The following is a 13517-nucleotide window of genomic DNA, read 5'->3' as shown; positions in this document are numbered from 1 at the left end:
TTCTTTCCAGCAGCAGCCCGTACACTTTGTTCATCCAATTTCGCAAGCCATCAGCACCAGATCCACGGGAGGGAACGGCTATGCCATCACGCCGTGCCGCAACAGGTCAGGGTCCCTCCGGATCTGCCGCTACCAGCCGACGCCAGCCTTCGGCCGTACCCGGCGGCCGTCATCTGGGAAACGGAAAGGCCCGCGGGGGACACCCCGTGCTGGCCGCCGTTGCGGTGCTGCTGTCCCTGACCCTGGTATCCGGGCTGGTGTTCGCAGGAGTGCAGCTTCTGCGGCTGCAGAGCAACTTTGACACCAAGCCTCTGAACATTGGGCAGGATCAGGCTCAGTTCCCGGCGGACACCAATACCGATTCGATGCAGATCCTGGTGCTGGGCACCGACAACCGCGACGGCCAGGACTCCAACAACTCCGATGTCATGATGCTCGTGAACATGGCGGCAGACCGCTCCCATGTGACTGTGGTGAGTTTCCCGCGCGATTTGCTCGTGCCGCTGCCCGCCTGCACGGACCCTGAATCCGGGCTGCAGTTTCAGGCAATGGACCTTGCCCAGCTGAACGGAGCGCTGGGCAACGGCGGCCCCGGCTGCACCGTGGCGGCCATCAATGAGATGACCGGCCTGAGCATTGACCACTTCATGATGGCTGACTTCAACGCCGTGAAGGAATTGTCCAACACCCTTGGCGGCGTTGAAGTCTGCGTGAACCAGCCGGTGGACGACCCGTTGTCCGGCCTGAACATTCCCGCAGGTGTGTCCAGCGTCCAGGGCGACCAGGCACTTGCGTTCCTGCGTACCCGCCACGGCTTCGGCGACGGCGGCGATGAAGGCCGCATCAAGGCACAGCAGAGCTTCCTGGCCTCCATGGTGAGGAAAGTCCAGGGCGAGGGCACGCTGAACAACCTTCCCCGCCTGTACTCCATCGCTGACACCGTGACGAAGAACCTCACCGTGGACGAGGGGCTCACCGACATCTCCACGCTCATCGCCCTCGCAGGCCGGATGAAGGACGTGGACCTCGGGAACGTTGCATTCGTGACAGCCCCGGTGGTCCCTTACGAACTCGATCCCAACCGCCTCGTCCTCGACGAAGACGCAGCCAGGCCCCTGTTCGACGCCCTGGTTGCGGACCAGCCGGTTGGCGCCGAAGCGGAAGAGGAACCGGCAGCGGAAACCCCCGGCACGGCGACGCCCGGGACCGCCAGCCCCGCGCCCGCGGAACCGGAAGTTGATCCGTCGGCCGTTCCGGTGACCATCCTGGACGGCATCAGCGGAAGTGAGAGCGGACGCGACGCCGAGCTCGCCGAGTACCTGCTCAGCGAAGGGTTCACCCAGGCCCTGGCCGGCGGCCTGTCTGCCTCGACTACGCCGGGTACCCAGGTCTTCTTCGCACCGGGCTTCGACGCGATGGCCCTCAAAGTGGCCGAAGCGCTGAACATTCCCGCATCACAGATTGCCGTGAGCTCCGCGGTCAGCGGCGTCGTCGTGCAGGTTGGAAGCGACTTCGCCGAGGGCGATGTCATGGAGGACACGGGCAGCCTCGGCGGGCTCTCCGGACAGACCGCTGCGCAGGTTACGTGCCAGTCGGCCTTCGGTTACTGAGTTTTCAGTAGCCCCTGGGCGTGCGTGCTAGTCTGGGCACGTGCGCGCAGAGATCCTCCTTCTTAGCTGCCGCGGCGAGGCCACGCAACCCACTGTTTAGGCCGAACCCTCGCTGCGGAGTTTGTGTTGCCCGGCCACCATTTCTAAAGTTCTACAAGAAAAGGCCACTCCAGACATTATGCGAAACGCACAGCAGCCCTCCGGCATGCCGATCCACAAGTATGTTCCGTTCCAGGACCAGATCAGCGTGGATCTGCCGGACCGCACGTGGCCGGACAAGGTCATCACCAAAGCTCCGCGCTGGTGCGCGGTGGACCTCCGCGACGGCAACCAGGCCCTGATCGACCCGATGACGCCCGAGCGCAAGCACAAGATGTTCGACCTGCTGGTCACCATGGGCTACAAGGAAATCGAAGTTGGATTTCCCTCCGCCTCCCAGCTGGACTTCGACTTTGTCCGCCAGCTGATCGAGGGCGACCGGATCCCGGACGACGTCACGATCCAGGTCCTCACCCAGTCCCGTGAGCACCTCATCGAACGGACCTACGAAGCCCTCGAAGGTGCAGACCGCGCGATTGTCCACCTTTACAACTCCACCTCGGTGCTGCAGCGCAAGGTCGTCTTCAACACCGACCAGGACGGGATCGTGGACATTGCGCTGACCGGTGCGCGCCTGTGCAAGAAGTATGAAGAACAGCTGCGCGGCATCGACGTCACATACGAGTACTCACCGGAGTCCTACACCGGCACGGAGCTGGACTTTGCGCTGCGCATTTCAAATGCGGTTGCAGAAGTCCTTGAAGCGTCCACCGACCGGCAGATGATCCTGAACCTGCCGGCAACCGTGGAAATGGCAACACCAAACGTCTACGCCGACTCGATTGAATGGATGCACCGCAACCTCGCCAACCGTGAGGCGATCATCCTCTCCCTTCACCCGCACAATGACCGTGGAACCGGCGTCGCGGCGGCAGAACTCGGCTACCTCGCCGGAGCTGACCGGATCGAAGGCTGCCTCTTTGGCAACGGAGAGCGCACCGGCAACGTGGACCTGATCACCCTTGGCATGAACATGTTCAGCCAGGGCGTTGACCCGCAGATCGATTTCTCCAACATGGACGAAATCCGCCGGACGGTCGAGTACTGCAACCAGCTGCCCGTGCCCGAGCGTTCGCCGTACGGCGGAGACCTTGTCTTCACAGCTTTCTCCGGCTCCCACCAGGACGCCATCAAGAAGGGCTTCGAGTCCATGGAGAAGGAAGCCGCAGCTGCCGGGAAGTCCGTGGACGAGCTGGAATGGGGCGTGCCGTACCTGCCGATCGACCCGAAGGACATCGGCCGCAGCTACGAGGCCGTCATCCGCGTGAACTCGCAGTCCGGCAAGGGCGGCGTTGCCTACCTGCTCAAGAACGAGCACAACCTGGACCTGCCGCGCCGGGCACAGATCGAATTCTCCGGAGTCATCCAGCGGCGCACGGACACCGTGGGCGGCGAAGTCACCGGTGCCGAGCTCTGGCGTGTCTTCCAGGACGAATACCTGCCCACCACGCCGGCCACCGGCGCCGAGCCCTGGGGCCACTACGCCCTCACCTCTGTCACTGCGGATACCGCGGAGAACGGTTCGTTCCTGCTGACCGCCAGTCTGCGGGCCGGCGGCGTGCAGCAGCGCCGCGTGGCCTCCGGTACCGGTCCCATCGATGCGCTGCTGCAGATCCTGAGCCAGGACGGAGTGGATGTACGCCTGCTGGACTACTCCGAGCACGCACTGTCCGCCAGCGGCAAGGCAATGGCAGCGGCCTACGTTGAACTCGCCGTGGGCGAACGCGTGCTGTGGGGCGTTGGCATCGACTCCAACACCACCCTCTCGGCGCTGAAGGCCGTCATCTCCGCCGTGAACCGGGCGATCCGCGACGCTTCAGGAGACTAGCGTCCCCGCGCGGCGACCAGCCGGCGAATGCGCCCGGTACGCAGCCGCGTACCGGGCGTGCCGGCCTGCAGGAACACCGTGCTGCAGGAAAAAGCAGCCCGGCGTGGGAAAATGGGTCCGTGGCCACTAAATCATTCGCTTCACGGACCTACCGTGACGAGGGCGTGGTGCTGCGCACCCACAAGCTGGGTGAAGCGGACCGGATCGTCATCCTCCTGACGCGCAGCCACGGCCAGGTCCGGGCCGTCGCCAAGGGCGTGCGCCGCACGTCCAGCAAATTCGGGGCACGCCTTGAACCATTCATGGTCGTGGACCTCCAGCTTTCGCATGGACGCAACCTGGACATCGTGACCCAGGTCCAGACCAAGGGCGCCTATGGTGCGGGCATCGCCGCCGACTACGCCCGCTATACGGCGGCCGCGGCCGTGGCAGAGACGGCCGAACGGCTGACGGACGTCGACGGCGAATCCGCGAATGCGCACTATCATCTGGTTATTGGAGCCATGGCCGCCCTGAGTCGCGGTGCCCATGCGCCGGAACTGATTCTCGATTCATATCTGCTGCGGGCCCTGTCCACCGCCGGCTGGGCACCGTCCTTCACCGACTGTGCCCGCTGCGGGGCACCGGGTCCGCACAGCGCATTCTCCGCGCCGCTGGGCGGAGCCGTGTGTCCGGCATGCCGGCCTCCGGGCTCGGCGTCACCGTCAGCGGAGACCATGCTGCTGCTTGCCGCACTGCTCAGCGGCAACTGGGCGTACGCAGATGCCTCCGGTCCGCAGCCCCGGCGGGAGTCCGCAGGTCTGGTGGCCAGCTACCTGCAGTGGCACCTGGAACGGGTAGTCAAGTCCCTTCAACATGTGGAGCGTGTATAGTTTTGGTTCCTCCCCGCAACTCTCCGGCTGCTCCGTGGCCCCATCCGTCCGGCGCGGTCCCGCCGCCGGTTCCCCGTGACCTGGTTCCGGCACACGTCGCGATCGTGATGGACGGCAATGGCCGGTGGGCCAACCAGCGCGGCCTGCCGCGCACCGAAGGGCACCGGGCAGGCGAAGCAGCGCTCCTTGACGTCATGGCGGGCGCCGTCGAAATTGGCATCAAGCATGTGTCCGTATATGCCTTCTCCACGGAGAACTGGAAACGCTCCCCGGAAGAGGTCCGATTCCTGATGGGCTTCAGCCGGGATGTCCTGCGGCGGCAGCGGGACCAGCTGGACGAGTGGGGTGTGCGCATCCGCTGGTCAGGCCGCAGGCCCCGACTCTGGGGCTCGGTAATCAAGGAACTCGAAGCCGCCGAAGAGCAAACTCGGAACAACACCGCCTGCACCCTGAACATGTGCGTGAACTATGGCGGCAGGGCGGAGATTACCGACGCCGTCAGTGCGATCGCCGAAGACGTGAAGGCCGGCAGGCTGCGTCCCGGGAGCATTTCCGAGAAGACGATCCAGCGCTACCTCGACGAGCCGGACCTTCCCGACGTCGACCTGTTCCTGCGCACCTCGGGGGAGCAGCGGATCTCCAACTTCATGCTGTGGCAGTCTGCGTACGCAGAGATGGTCTTCATGGACACGCTCTGGCCCGACGTCGACAGGCGGACCCTGTGGGAAGCAGTGGAAATCTATGCGCGCCGGGACCGCCGGTACGGCGGAGCCGTGGACCGGGCGGCGGCCGGCGCTTAGCTTCCGGCCTGCCCGTCAACGTAGGCCGATGCCCACCTGCCCAGCCGGTCATAAGCCAGTGTGCGGACCGGCTTTGCTGAGAGCATCACGTCATGCAGGGCTCCGTCAAAGCGCAGGACCGTCACTACGGGGCCCAGGAGCAGCGCCCGCTGGACCATCAGGTTGACGTCCAGCACGCTGTCCGTGCTTTTCATTGACTCGTTCCAGGTGGCGCCGATCGTTGACCGTGCGGAGGCCAGCACCAGGACCGGGCAGGTGATGTCCAGTCCGCGTGCCACCCGGGCATGGCCTGCCAGTACTGCCGTGATCCACCCGGCACGGACAGGCCAGCTGCCCGGCGGCTTCCAGACCGGGTCAAGTTCCCACTCGCCGTCCGCTTGGGCGCTGAGTGACCGCCAGTAGAAATCCAGCTCGGGGATCTTCAGCCGTGTTTTCGGCCGGGTGCGTGCCAGCGGTTCCAGCAGTCCCGCCGCCGCATTGCGCGCCAGGGAACTGCCGCGCAGTTCAAGCCAGGGGCTGTTCAGGATCAGCGCGCAAATCCGGCCCGGGTTCCGGTGCGCCCAGAGTGATGCAACGAGACCGCCGGTTGAATGTGCCATCAGTGTCAGCCGCACCGGGGTTCGGGCCCCGCGGCTCTCGCGGATGTCGGCCTCGGCTGCGGCCAGGGCCGCTTCGATGTCCGCGTCGTAGTCGGAAAGGTCGGTAATGAACCCTTCGGACTGTCCAGTACGAAGGCTCCTGCCGTACTTCCGCAGGTCAACGGCGTAGAACGCAACGCCGCGCTCAGCCCAGAAGGCCGCCAGCTCAGTGTGGAAGAAGTAGTCAGCCCACCCGTGGATGTACACCACTGCGTTGACGGGCGCCGGCTCCACCGGCCCGCGGAGCCCGGCAATCCGCTCCCGCACCCGCCCCGCGAACGACGGCGGCGGAGGCTCCGGCGTGTAGGACACCAGGGTTGCCGTAACCGGTCCTTCGTCGTCCTCGCCGAGATCCAGTGTCAGTGCCCGGTATCCGTCGCCCAGCCTGTCAGGCTGCCAGTTCTGCCCCATGTATCGAAAATACACGAACGAGTCAGTGCCTCCGGACGGCGATTTGGTGCAGGACACCGCGGGTGGAAGCATTAAAACCATGCGCGTCTATCCCACGTTCTTCCGGATTGTGTTCTCCGGCATGGACCCCGAGAAAGCCCACAAGATCGGCTACGAAGTAATCCGTGCCGCGGCCCTGACGCCTGCGGCGCCGGTGCTGCGTGCCCTGACCCGTCCTGGCCCTGACCAGGCCGTCGACGCACTGGGTCTGCGGTTCCCCTCACCGTTCGGCCTGGCAGCCGGCTTCGACAAGGAGGGCGCCGCCGTCGTGGCATTGGCGAACCTTGGCTTCGGACACATAGAACTTGGAACCGTCACGGCGCACGCCCAGCCCGGGAACGCCAAGCCCCGGCTGTTCCGGCTGGTGGAGGACCGTGCCGTCATCAACCGCATGGGCTTCAACAACGACGGCGCTGCCGCGGTCGCGCCCCGGGTGCGGAAGGCCGTGGACGGCCTGTTCCGCCGCTGGGGCAGCAACCGCCCCATCGTTGGGGTCAACATTGGCAAGACCAAAAAAGTCGGGCTTGAGGACGCCGTCGAAGACTACCTGGCCAGCACGCGGCTGCTCGCAGCCGATGCCGACTACCTGGTGGTCAACGTGAGCTCCCCGAATACTCCGGGCCTGCGGCAGCTGCAGGGCATCGACTCGCTTCGTCCGCTGCTCACCGCAGTAGGCCGGACGGCTGACGAGACCGCGGGACGCCATGTGCCGCTGCTGGTGAAGATCGCGCCGGACCTCACTGACGAGGACATCGACGACGTCGCCCGCCTGGCGCTGGACCTGAAGCTCGACGGAGTCGTCGCCACCAACACAACTGTCGGACGGCAAGGGCTGGCCACGGATCCGGAAACCGTTATTGCCGCCGGTGTCGGCGGGCTCAGCGGAGCGCCGCTGAAACAGCGTTCACTGCAGGTCCTGCGCCGGCTGCGCGCGGCCCTGGGCCCGGAGCCGGTGATCATCTCGGTGGGCGGCGTTGAAAGCGGCGATGATGTTCAGGAGCGCCTCGATGCGGGGGCGAACCTGGTTCAGGGCTACACGGCGTTCCTGTATGAAGGACCGTTCTGGGCCGCGCGGATCAACCGCAGGCTGCGGAAGCTGCAGCGCCGGGGCTAGGATCCGGTAAGCGGTAGACCCGAACGGGACATCTGGCAGGAACATGCGGGACATAAAAGAAGGGACCGGCTGAACCGGTCCCTTCTTTTATGTCATCATCTGGTTTCCATGGACACGTCAGTGCCGTGCAGGGCCGAGGTCCGCTAGCTGACCTTCTCGCCGCGGCGCACCTGCGGCTTGGGCAGACGGAAACGGCGCAGCTGCAGGGCACGGGAGATTCCGTACCAGACGTCGCCCTGGTTGGGAGACCCAAACTTTTTGGTGAGCCGGCGGCGCAGGAGGAAGCGGATACGGATGCTGTCCACTATCACCAGCACAATCAGTGCCCAGAAGGCCATGAGGATGAAGCTCTGTATGGTGAGGTTTTGGATGAAGCTGGCCACCACAAAGACGGCAGCGGCGATCATCACGAATTCGCCAACGTTCCAGCGTGCGTCCACCACATCGCGCACGAAGCGCCGGTTGGGGCCCTTGTCACGCAGGGGCAGATAGCGTTCGTCGCCGGTATCCAGGGCGGCACGCGTCTTGAGGCGTTCCTCGCGCATGGCGGCACGGCTGGCCTCGCGGGCAGCTTTGCGGTCATTGGGAACCAGCGGGCGCTGGCGCGCAGCAACCTGATCCTTGCGCCGCGGAGTGGGCGCACCCTTCCCGGCGGAGCTGCCCTGCTTCGGTGAGGCGGCCTGGTCTGCAGCTGCCTGATCCACAGTTTCCTGCGCGGTGGGCGCTTCTTTCTTTCGTCCGAACACTCATCAAGGATACCTGAACACCACGTTCCCTGCGCGGCGGTTACGGCACGCCTGCACCCCGCACGTTTCAGGCGTTGCCGCAGGCCCGCGCCTCGAACCGGCAGGGTACGCAGTTGTAGGGTGTGGCCTATGACTTCCTCTACCCACACCTCCAGCACGGTCCCGGACGAGGCGGCGCTGCGCGCCAGCGTTGCTGCGGCATTTCCCCGCACGCTCGAGGACCTGACCAGGCTGGTAGCCATTCCCGGAATTGCCTGGGATTCCTTCGACCCCAAGAACCTGGACCGCTCAGCGGACGCCGTGGCCGAGCTGCTCCGCGGCGCCGGCCTGGATGACGTGCAGATCCTGCGGGTGGACAACAACGGCAAGCCCGGCGGCCCCGCCGTCGTCGCCCGCCGTCCTGCCGCACCCGGCAAGCCGACTGTCCTCCTCTACGCCCACCACGACGTCCAGCCGCCGGGCGATCCGGCACTCTGGGAGACCGAACCGTTTACCGCGACTGAACGCAACGGCCGGCTCTACGGCCGCGGCGCCGCGGATGACAAAGCGGGAATCATGGTGCATGCCGCGGCCCTGCGCGCCCTTAACGACGTGCTCGGGGACGAGCCGGGCGTGGGCATCACGTTCTTCATCGAAGGCGAGGAAGAAGCAGGCTCACCAACCTTCCGCTCGTTCCTCGAAACGCACCGGGACCTGCTCCGCGCCGATGTGATCGTGGTCGCGGACTCCGGCAACTGGAAGGTTGGAACACCGGCCCTGACCACCAGCCTGCGGGGCCTGGTCGACGGCACCTTCGAGGTTCGGGTGCTTGGCCATGCCGTGCATTCGGGCATGTTCGGTGGACCGGTGCTTGACGCGCCGACGCTGCTGGCCCGGCTGATCGCCACTTTCCACGACGAACGCGGCAACCTCGCGATCGCTGGACTGGAAGGATACGACGACGCCGAGGTGGACTACCCGGAGGAGGACTTCCGGCAGGATTCATCGGTCCTGGATTCGGTGCAGCTCGCGGGGGAGGGGTCCATTGCGTCCCGCCTGTGGACCAAACCGGCACTGTCGATCATTGGTATCGACGTGCCTTCCGTGGCGATGTCCTCCAACACCATCCAGCCCTCGGCCCGGGCAAAGTTCTCCATGCGCCTGGCCCCGGGGCAGGACCCCGAAGCGGCGATGGACGCCATGGCCCGCCACCTGGCCGCCAACGCCCCCCTCGGCGCAGAAGTGACCTTCATGCCGGGGGAGCGGGGCAACGCCTTCGCCACTGACACTTCCGCCCCCGCTGCCCGGACTGCGCTCTGGGCGCTGGAAACGGCGTGGGCCACAACGCCCGTCGAAATGGGCGTAGGCGGCTCGATCCCGTTCATTGCGGACCTCGTTGAGGTCTTCCCGCAGGCATCGATCCTGATCACCGGCGTCGAGGATCCGGATTCCCGGGCGCACTCGGCGAATGAGTCCCTGCACCTGGGTGACTTCGAGAAAGCGATTCTCGCCGAGGCCCTTCTTTTGGCCCGCCTGGGAATGCAGGAAACCCCCTAGGCCGTTACTGCTGGAGGGGTGCGCCGACGTACCATTGAGTGAACTGGCACCGGACCGCCCAGCGGCAAGCTGCTGAGGGGTCCGGCCGCCCGGACGGAAAGAGAGAAGCAATGAGCACTTCCACGAGTGAGAACGCTGGCCTGGTTGGAACCGAAGCCGCCGAAGAACTGCCCACGCATGACGTGATGCTCTCCGAGGTAGCTGCCGGCAAAGTCCGCTCCCTCCTTGAGCAGGAGGGCCGCACCGACCTGCGGCTGCGGGTCGCCGTTCAGCCCGGAGGCTGCTCGGGCCTGATCTACCAGCTTTACTTCGACGAGCGGGTGCTCGACGGGGATGCCGTGCGCGACTTCGACGGCGTAGAGGTGATCGTCGACAAGATGAGCGTGCCCTACCTCGCCGGAGCCTCGATTGACTTCGAAGACACGATTTCCAAGCAGGGTTTCACCATCGACAATCCCAATGCCGGCGGCTCCTGCGCCTGTGGAGACTCCTTCCACTAGGCCTGAAACCGCGGCTTGCGGGCCGTAACAGAGGGTATTCTGCCCGGCACGCGGTGCGGTCTGTCACTGGACTGCACCGCGTCCGGGGTAAGCTCTACACGTAGTAGTAAAACTGATCGTGCGCAGCTGGGGGATTTTCTGTCCGCTGTGCCGCACTTGCACGTAACAAGAGGAAGGGCCGTCTGTGAGTTCGCAGGACCGAACCAGCAGCCGACGCGCCAGGATCTTAAAGATCTCAGCCGTAACGTCGGCCGGCGCGTTGTTTTTATCGGGTTGTTCATCAGATGTCCAAAAGGGCTGGCTGCCCACGGAACGGGACACGACCAACCACACCGGCCGCATCATGGACCTCTGGGTCAATTCATGGATTGCTGCGCTGGCCGTAGGTATCCTCACCTGGGGACTGATCCTGTGGTGCATCATCGCCTACCGTCGCCGTAAGAACGAGACCGGCTACCCCCGCCAGCTCAGCTACAACCTGCCGCTGGAAATCTTCTACACGGCCATCCCGCTGTTCATGGTCCTGGTGCTCTTCTTCTTCACCGACCGCGACATCCGGGCGCTCGACGCCCGCGTGGACGATCCGGACGTCATTGTGGACGTCCGCGGCAAGCAGTGGGCCTGGGACTTCAACTACGTCAAGGAAGACAAGTACTACAGCGGCGTCCAGGTGAACCTGGACGGCGAGGAAAAGACCCAGGACGAGTTCCCAACCCTGTACCTGCCGGTCAACAAGTCCGTTGAACTGCAGCTGAACTCCCGCGACGTCATCCACTCCTTCTGGGTGCCCGCGTTCCTGCAGAAGCGGGACATGATTCCCGGCCGCACCAACTACATCACCCTCACCCCGCAGCAGGAAGGCACCTTCGAAGGCAAGTGTGCCGAACTCTGCGGCGAGTACCACTCCGAGATGCTCTTCAACGTGAAGGTCGTCTCCGAGGCCGAGTACAACGCCTACCTGGCCACGCTGGACGATGGTCAGCTGGGTGCAGAGTACGACCGCAACACCAACCTGAATCCGACGAAGTAAGGAGGTAGGAGGAAAGCTATGACTACCCTGGAATACACTTCGGAGGAATCAGGCACCCGGGTCGCCCCGCGCGTCGTGCCGGTCTCCAAGGGACGCATCGTCGTCAACTGGATCACCTCCACTGACCACAAGACCATCGGGTACATGTACCTGATCGCGTCATTCATTTTCTTCTGCCTCGGCGGCGTGATGGCCCTGGTCATCCGTGCCGAGCTGTTTGAACCCGGTATGCAGATCCTGCAGACCAAGGAACAGTACAACCAGCTGTTCACCATGCACGGCACCGTCATGCTGCTGATGTTCGCCACCCCGCTCTTCGCCGGCTTCGCGAACGTGATGATGCCGCTGCAGATCGGCGCACCCGACGTCGCCTTCCCCCGGCTGAACGCACTGGCTTTCTGGTTCTTCCTCTTTGGCAGCACCATCGCGGTCTCCGGGTTCATCACCCCGCAGGGCGCCGCTTCCTTTGGCTGGTTCGCCTATGCGCCATTGTCGAATACGACATTCTCGCCGGGCGTTGGCGGTGACCTCTGGGTCTTCGGCCTTGCCCTCTCCGGATTCGGCACGATCCTCGGTGCGGTCAACTTCATCACCACGATCATCTGCATGCGCGCCCCCGGCATGACCATGTGGCGGATGCCGATCTTCACCTGGAACACGCTGGTGACCGCCATCCTGATCCTGATGGCCTTCCCGCCGCTGGCTGCTGCGCTGTTCGCACTTGGTGCGGACCGCCGATTCGGGGCGCACATCTTCGATCCGGAAAACGGCGGCGCAGTCCTGTGGCAGCACCTCTTCTGGTTCTTCGGCCACCCCGAGGTGTACATTATCGCCCTGCCGTTCTTCGGCATCGTGTCGGAGATCTTCCCGGTCTTCAGCCGCAAGCCGATCTTTGGCTACAAGGGCCTGGTCTACGCAACGATCGCCATTGCTGCCCTGTCCGTGACCGTGTGGGCCCACCACATGTACGTGACCGGCGCCGTCATGCTGCCGTTCTTCGCTTTCATGACCATGCTTATCGCGGTACCGACCGGCGTGAAGTTCTTCAACTGGATCGGCACCATGTGGCGCGGATCGATCACCTTTGAGACTCCGATGCTCTGGAGCATCGGCTTCCTGATCACCTTCCTCTTCGGTGGCCTGACCGGCATCATCCTCTCGGCTCCGCCGCTGGACTTCCACGTCTCGGACACCTACTTCGTGGTTGCCCACTTCCACTACGTGGTCTTCGGCACAGTGGTGTTCGCGATGTTCGCAGGATTCTACTTCTGGTGGCCCAAGTGGACCGGCAAGATGCTCAACGAACGCCTCGGCAAGATCCACTTCTGGCTGCTGTTCCTGGGCTTCCACGGCACGTTCATGATCCAGCACTGGCTGGGCGTCATCGGCATGCCGCGCCGCTACGCGGACTACCTGGTCGAGGACAACTTCACCGCAATGAACCAGTTCTCCACGATCGCCTCCTTCGTCCTGGGTGCCTCCCTGATTCCGTTCTTCTGGAACGTGTACATCACCTGGCGCCACGGCAAGAAGGTTGAAGTTGACGACCCGTGGGGCTTTGGTGCCTCGCTGGAGTGGGCTACGTCCTGCCCGCCGCCGCGCCACAACTTCACGTCGCTGCCCCGAATCCGTTCGGAGCGTCCGGCCCTGGACCTGCACCACCCGGAACTGCAGCAGACCGTCACCAACGAGTCCGCACCCGGCCAGGTCTATGGTTCGGCTGACCGCAAGGAGAGCGTCAAGTGAAAATCGAGGCAAAGCTCTTCCTCCTGATGGCGCCCTTCTTCGCAGCGGTTGGCGTCGTCTACGGTTACCTCGTTGAGTGGATGGAGCCGGTGGGCTTCCTGGCGCTGTTCCTGACCGCCGGCATGTCCCTGATGATCGGGTACTACCTGATGTTCACGGCCCGCCGCGTCGGCATGCGCCCGGAAGACCGGCTCGATGCTGAAATCCACGAAGGATCCGGCGAACAGGGCTTCTTCAGCCCCTGGAGCTGGTGGCCGCTGGTCCTGGCGACCGCCTGCGCCGGAGCGTTCCTTGGCCTCGCCGTGGGTTGGTGGGTGCTGTACATCAGCGCCGGTCTGGCCGTGGTCGGGCTGATCGGCTGGGTATACGAATACAGCCGCGGTAACCACGCTCACTAGGCTTAGCAGCCACAACTAAAGATCAGTTGGCCGGAGGGTCCGCAGGTAAGACTGCGGGCCCTCCGTTTCTGCGTGCACCCGCACCGGAACAGTGCCCTGCCTGCAGGAGTGGACGTCCGTAGCCGGCATCCGTCCCGGTATCCTTGGATA

At 64.6% G+C, this 13517-nt stretch carries 12 protein-coding genes; 10 read left to right on the top strand and 2 right to left on the bottom strand.

Annotation, left to right across the window (positions count from 1 at the left end; genetic code table 11):
• Positions 1–80: 80 nt before the first annotated feature.
• The 4 genes from ITX31_RS14080 (at position 81) to ITX31_RS14065 (ending at position 5209) form a co-directional block, all read left to right on the top strand.
• Positions 81–1610 carry an LCP family protein gene (locus ITX31_RS14080; protein ID WP_194784021.1) on the top strand — a complete coding sequence of 510 codons (1530 nt, stop codon included), beginning with the start codon at positions 81–83 and terminating at the stop codon, positions 1608–1610.
• A 178-nt stretch (positions 1611–1788) separates the two neighbouring features.
• Positions 1789–3537 carry a 2-isopropylmalate synthase gene (leuA, locus tag ITX31_RS14075; RefSeq protein WP_194784020.1) on the top strand — a complete coding sequence of 583 codons (1749 nt, stop codon included), beginning with the start codon at positions 1789–1791 and terminating at the stop codon, positions 3535–3537.
• 119 nt (positions 3538–3656) lie between these two features.
• Positions 3657–4409 (top strand): DNA repair protein RecO, encoded by a 753-nt coding sequence (gene recO, locus ITX31_RS14070; protein ID WP_194784019.1) that lies wholly within the window; start codon positions 3657–3659, stop codon positions 4407–4409.
• A 2-nt stretch (positions 4410–4411) separates the two neighbouring features.
• Positions 4412–5209, top strand: a complete 798-nt coding sequence (locus tag ITX31_RS14065; protein WP_228529354.1) for an isoprenyl transferase — start codon at positions 4412–4414, stop codon at positions 5207–5209.
• Here ITX31_RS14065 and ITX31_RS14060 read toward each other — a convergent pair.
• Positions 5206–6258 (bottom strand): alpha/beta hydrolase, encoded by a 1053-nt coding sequence (locus tag ITX31_RS14060; RefSeq protein WP_194784018.1) that lies wholly within the window; start codon positions 6256–6258, stop codon positions 5206–5208. The genes ITX31_RS14065 and ITX31_RS14060 overlap by 4 nt on opposite strands.
• Positions 6259–6337: 79 nt before the next feature.
• Between ITX31_RS14060 and ITX31_RS14055 the strand changes: the two genes are divergently transcribed.
• Complete coding sequence (locus tag ITX31_RS14055; protein ID WP_194784017.1) at positions 6338–7411, top strand: quinone-dependent dihydroorotate dehydrogenase; 1074 nt, start codon at positions 6338–6340, stop codon at positions 7409–7411.
• A 143-nt stretch (positions 7412–7554) separates the two neighbouring features.
• Here the strand turns inward: ITX31_RS14055 and ITX31_RS14050 are convergent, their stop codons facing one another.
• The gene (locus ITX31_RS14050; RefSeq protein WP_194784016.1) at positions 7555–8157 is read right to left on the bottom strand and encodes a DUF3043 domain-containing protein; all 603 of its coding nucleotides are present in this window, start codon (positions 8155–8157) and stop codon (positions 7555–7557) included.
• A gap of 129 nt (positions 8158–8286) precedes the next feature.
• On the opposite strand from ITX31_RS14050, the gene ITX31_RS14045 reads away from it, so the two are divergent.
• From ITX31_RS14045 to ITX31_RS14025, 5 genes are all read left to right on the top strand, one after another.
• Entirely contained in the window at positions 8287–9693 is a 1407-nt protein-coding gene (locus ITX31_RS14045) for a dipeptidase (protein ID WP_194784015.1), read from the top strand.
• A gap of 110 nt (positions 9694–9803) precedes the next feature.
• Entirely contained in the window at positions 9804–10193 is a 390-nt protein-coding gene (locus ITX31_RS14040) for a HesB/IscA family protein (RefSeq protein WP_055241041.1), read from the top strand.
• 184 nt (positions 10194–10377) lie between these two features.
• Positions 10378–11223: a cytochrome c oxidase subunit II gene (gene coxB / locus ITX31_RS14035; protein ID WP_194784014.1), complete on the top strand. Its 846-nt coding sequence runs from the start codon at positions 10378–10380 to the stop codon at positions 11221–11223.
• An 18-nt stretch (positions 11224–11241) separates the two neighbouring features.
• On the top strand, positions 11242–12969 hold the full coding sequence (gene ctaD, locus ITX31_RS14030; protein WP_194784013.1) for a cytochrome c oxidase subunit I: 1728 nt from the start codon (positions 11242–11244) through the stop codon (positions 12967–12969).
• Positions 12966–13367 carry a cytochrome c oxidase subunit 4 gene (locus ITX31_RS14025; protein WP_194784012.1) on the top strand — a complete coding sequence of 134 codons (402 nt, stop codon included), beginning with the start codon at positions 12966–12968 and terminating at the stop codon, positions 13365–13367. Before ctaD ends, ITX31_RS14025 begins: the two co-directional genes overlap by 4 nt.
• Positions 13368–13517 lie beyond the last annotated feature (150 nt).

Origin of the sequence: Arthrobacter gandavensis (genome assembly GCF_015355785.1) — a bacterium.
GTDB lineage: Bacteria > Actinomycetota > Actinomycetes > Actinomycetales > Micrococcaceae > Arthrobacter_B > Arthrobacter_B gandavensis_A.
The sequence above is the reverse complement of the archived record's forward strand: the minus strand, read 5'-3'. Positions and strand labels throughout refer to the sequence as shown.

Coding starts and splice junctions, on each gene's coding strand:
- ITX31_RS14045 (WP_194784015.1), top strand. CDS start 8,287: ATGACTTCCTCTACCCACACCTCCAGCACGGTCCCGGACGAGGCGGCG.
- leuA (WP_194784020.1), top strand. CDS start 1,789: ATGCGAAACGCACAGCAGCCCTCCGGCATGCCGATCCACAAGTATGTT.
- ITX31_RS14055 (WP_194784017.1), top strand. CDS start 6,338: ATGCGCGTCTATCCCACGTTCTTCCGGATTGTGTTCTCCGGCATGGAC.
- ctaD (WP_194784013.1), top strand. CDS start 11,242: ATGACTACCCTGGAATACACTTCGGAGGAATCAGGCACCCGGGTCGCC.
- ITX31_RS14060 (WP_194784018.1), bottom strand. CDS start 6,258: ATGGGGCAGAACTGGCAGCCTGACAGGCTGGGCGACGGATACCGGGCA.
- ITX31_RS14080 (WP_194784021.1), top strand. CDS start 81: ATGCCATCACGCCGTGCCGCAACAGGTCAGGGTCCCTCCGGATCTGCC.
- ITX31_RS14040 (WP_055241041.1), top strand. CDS start 9,804: ATGAGCACTTCCACGAGTGAGAACGCTGGCCTGGTTGGAACCGAAGCC.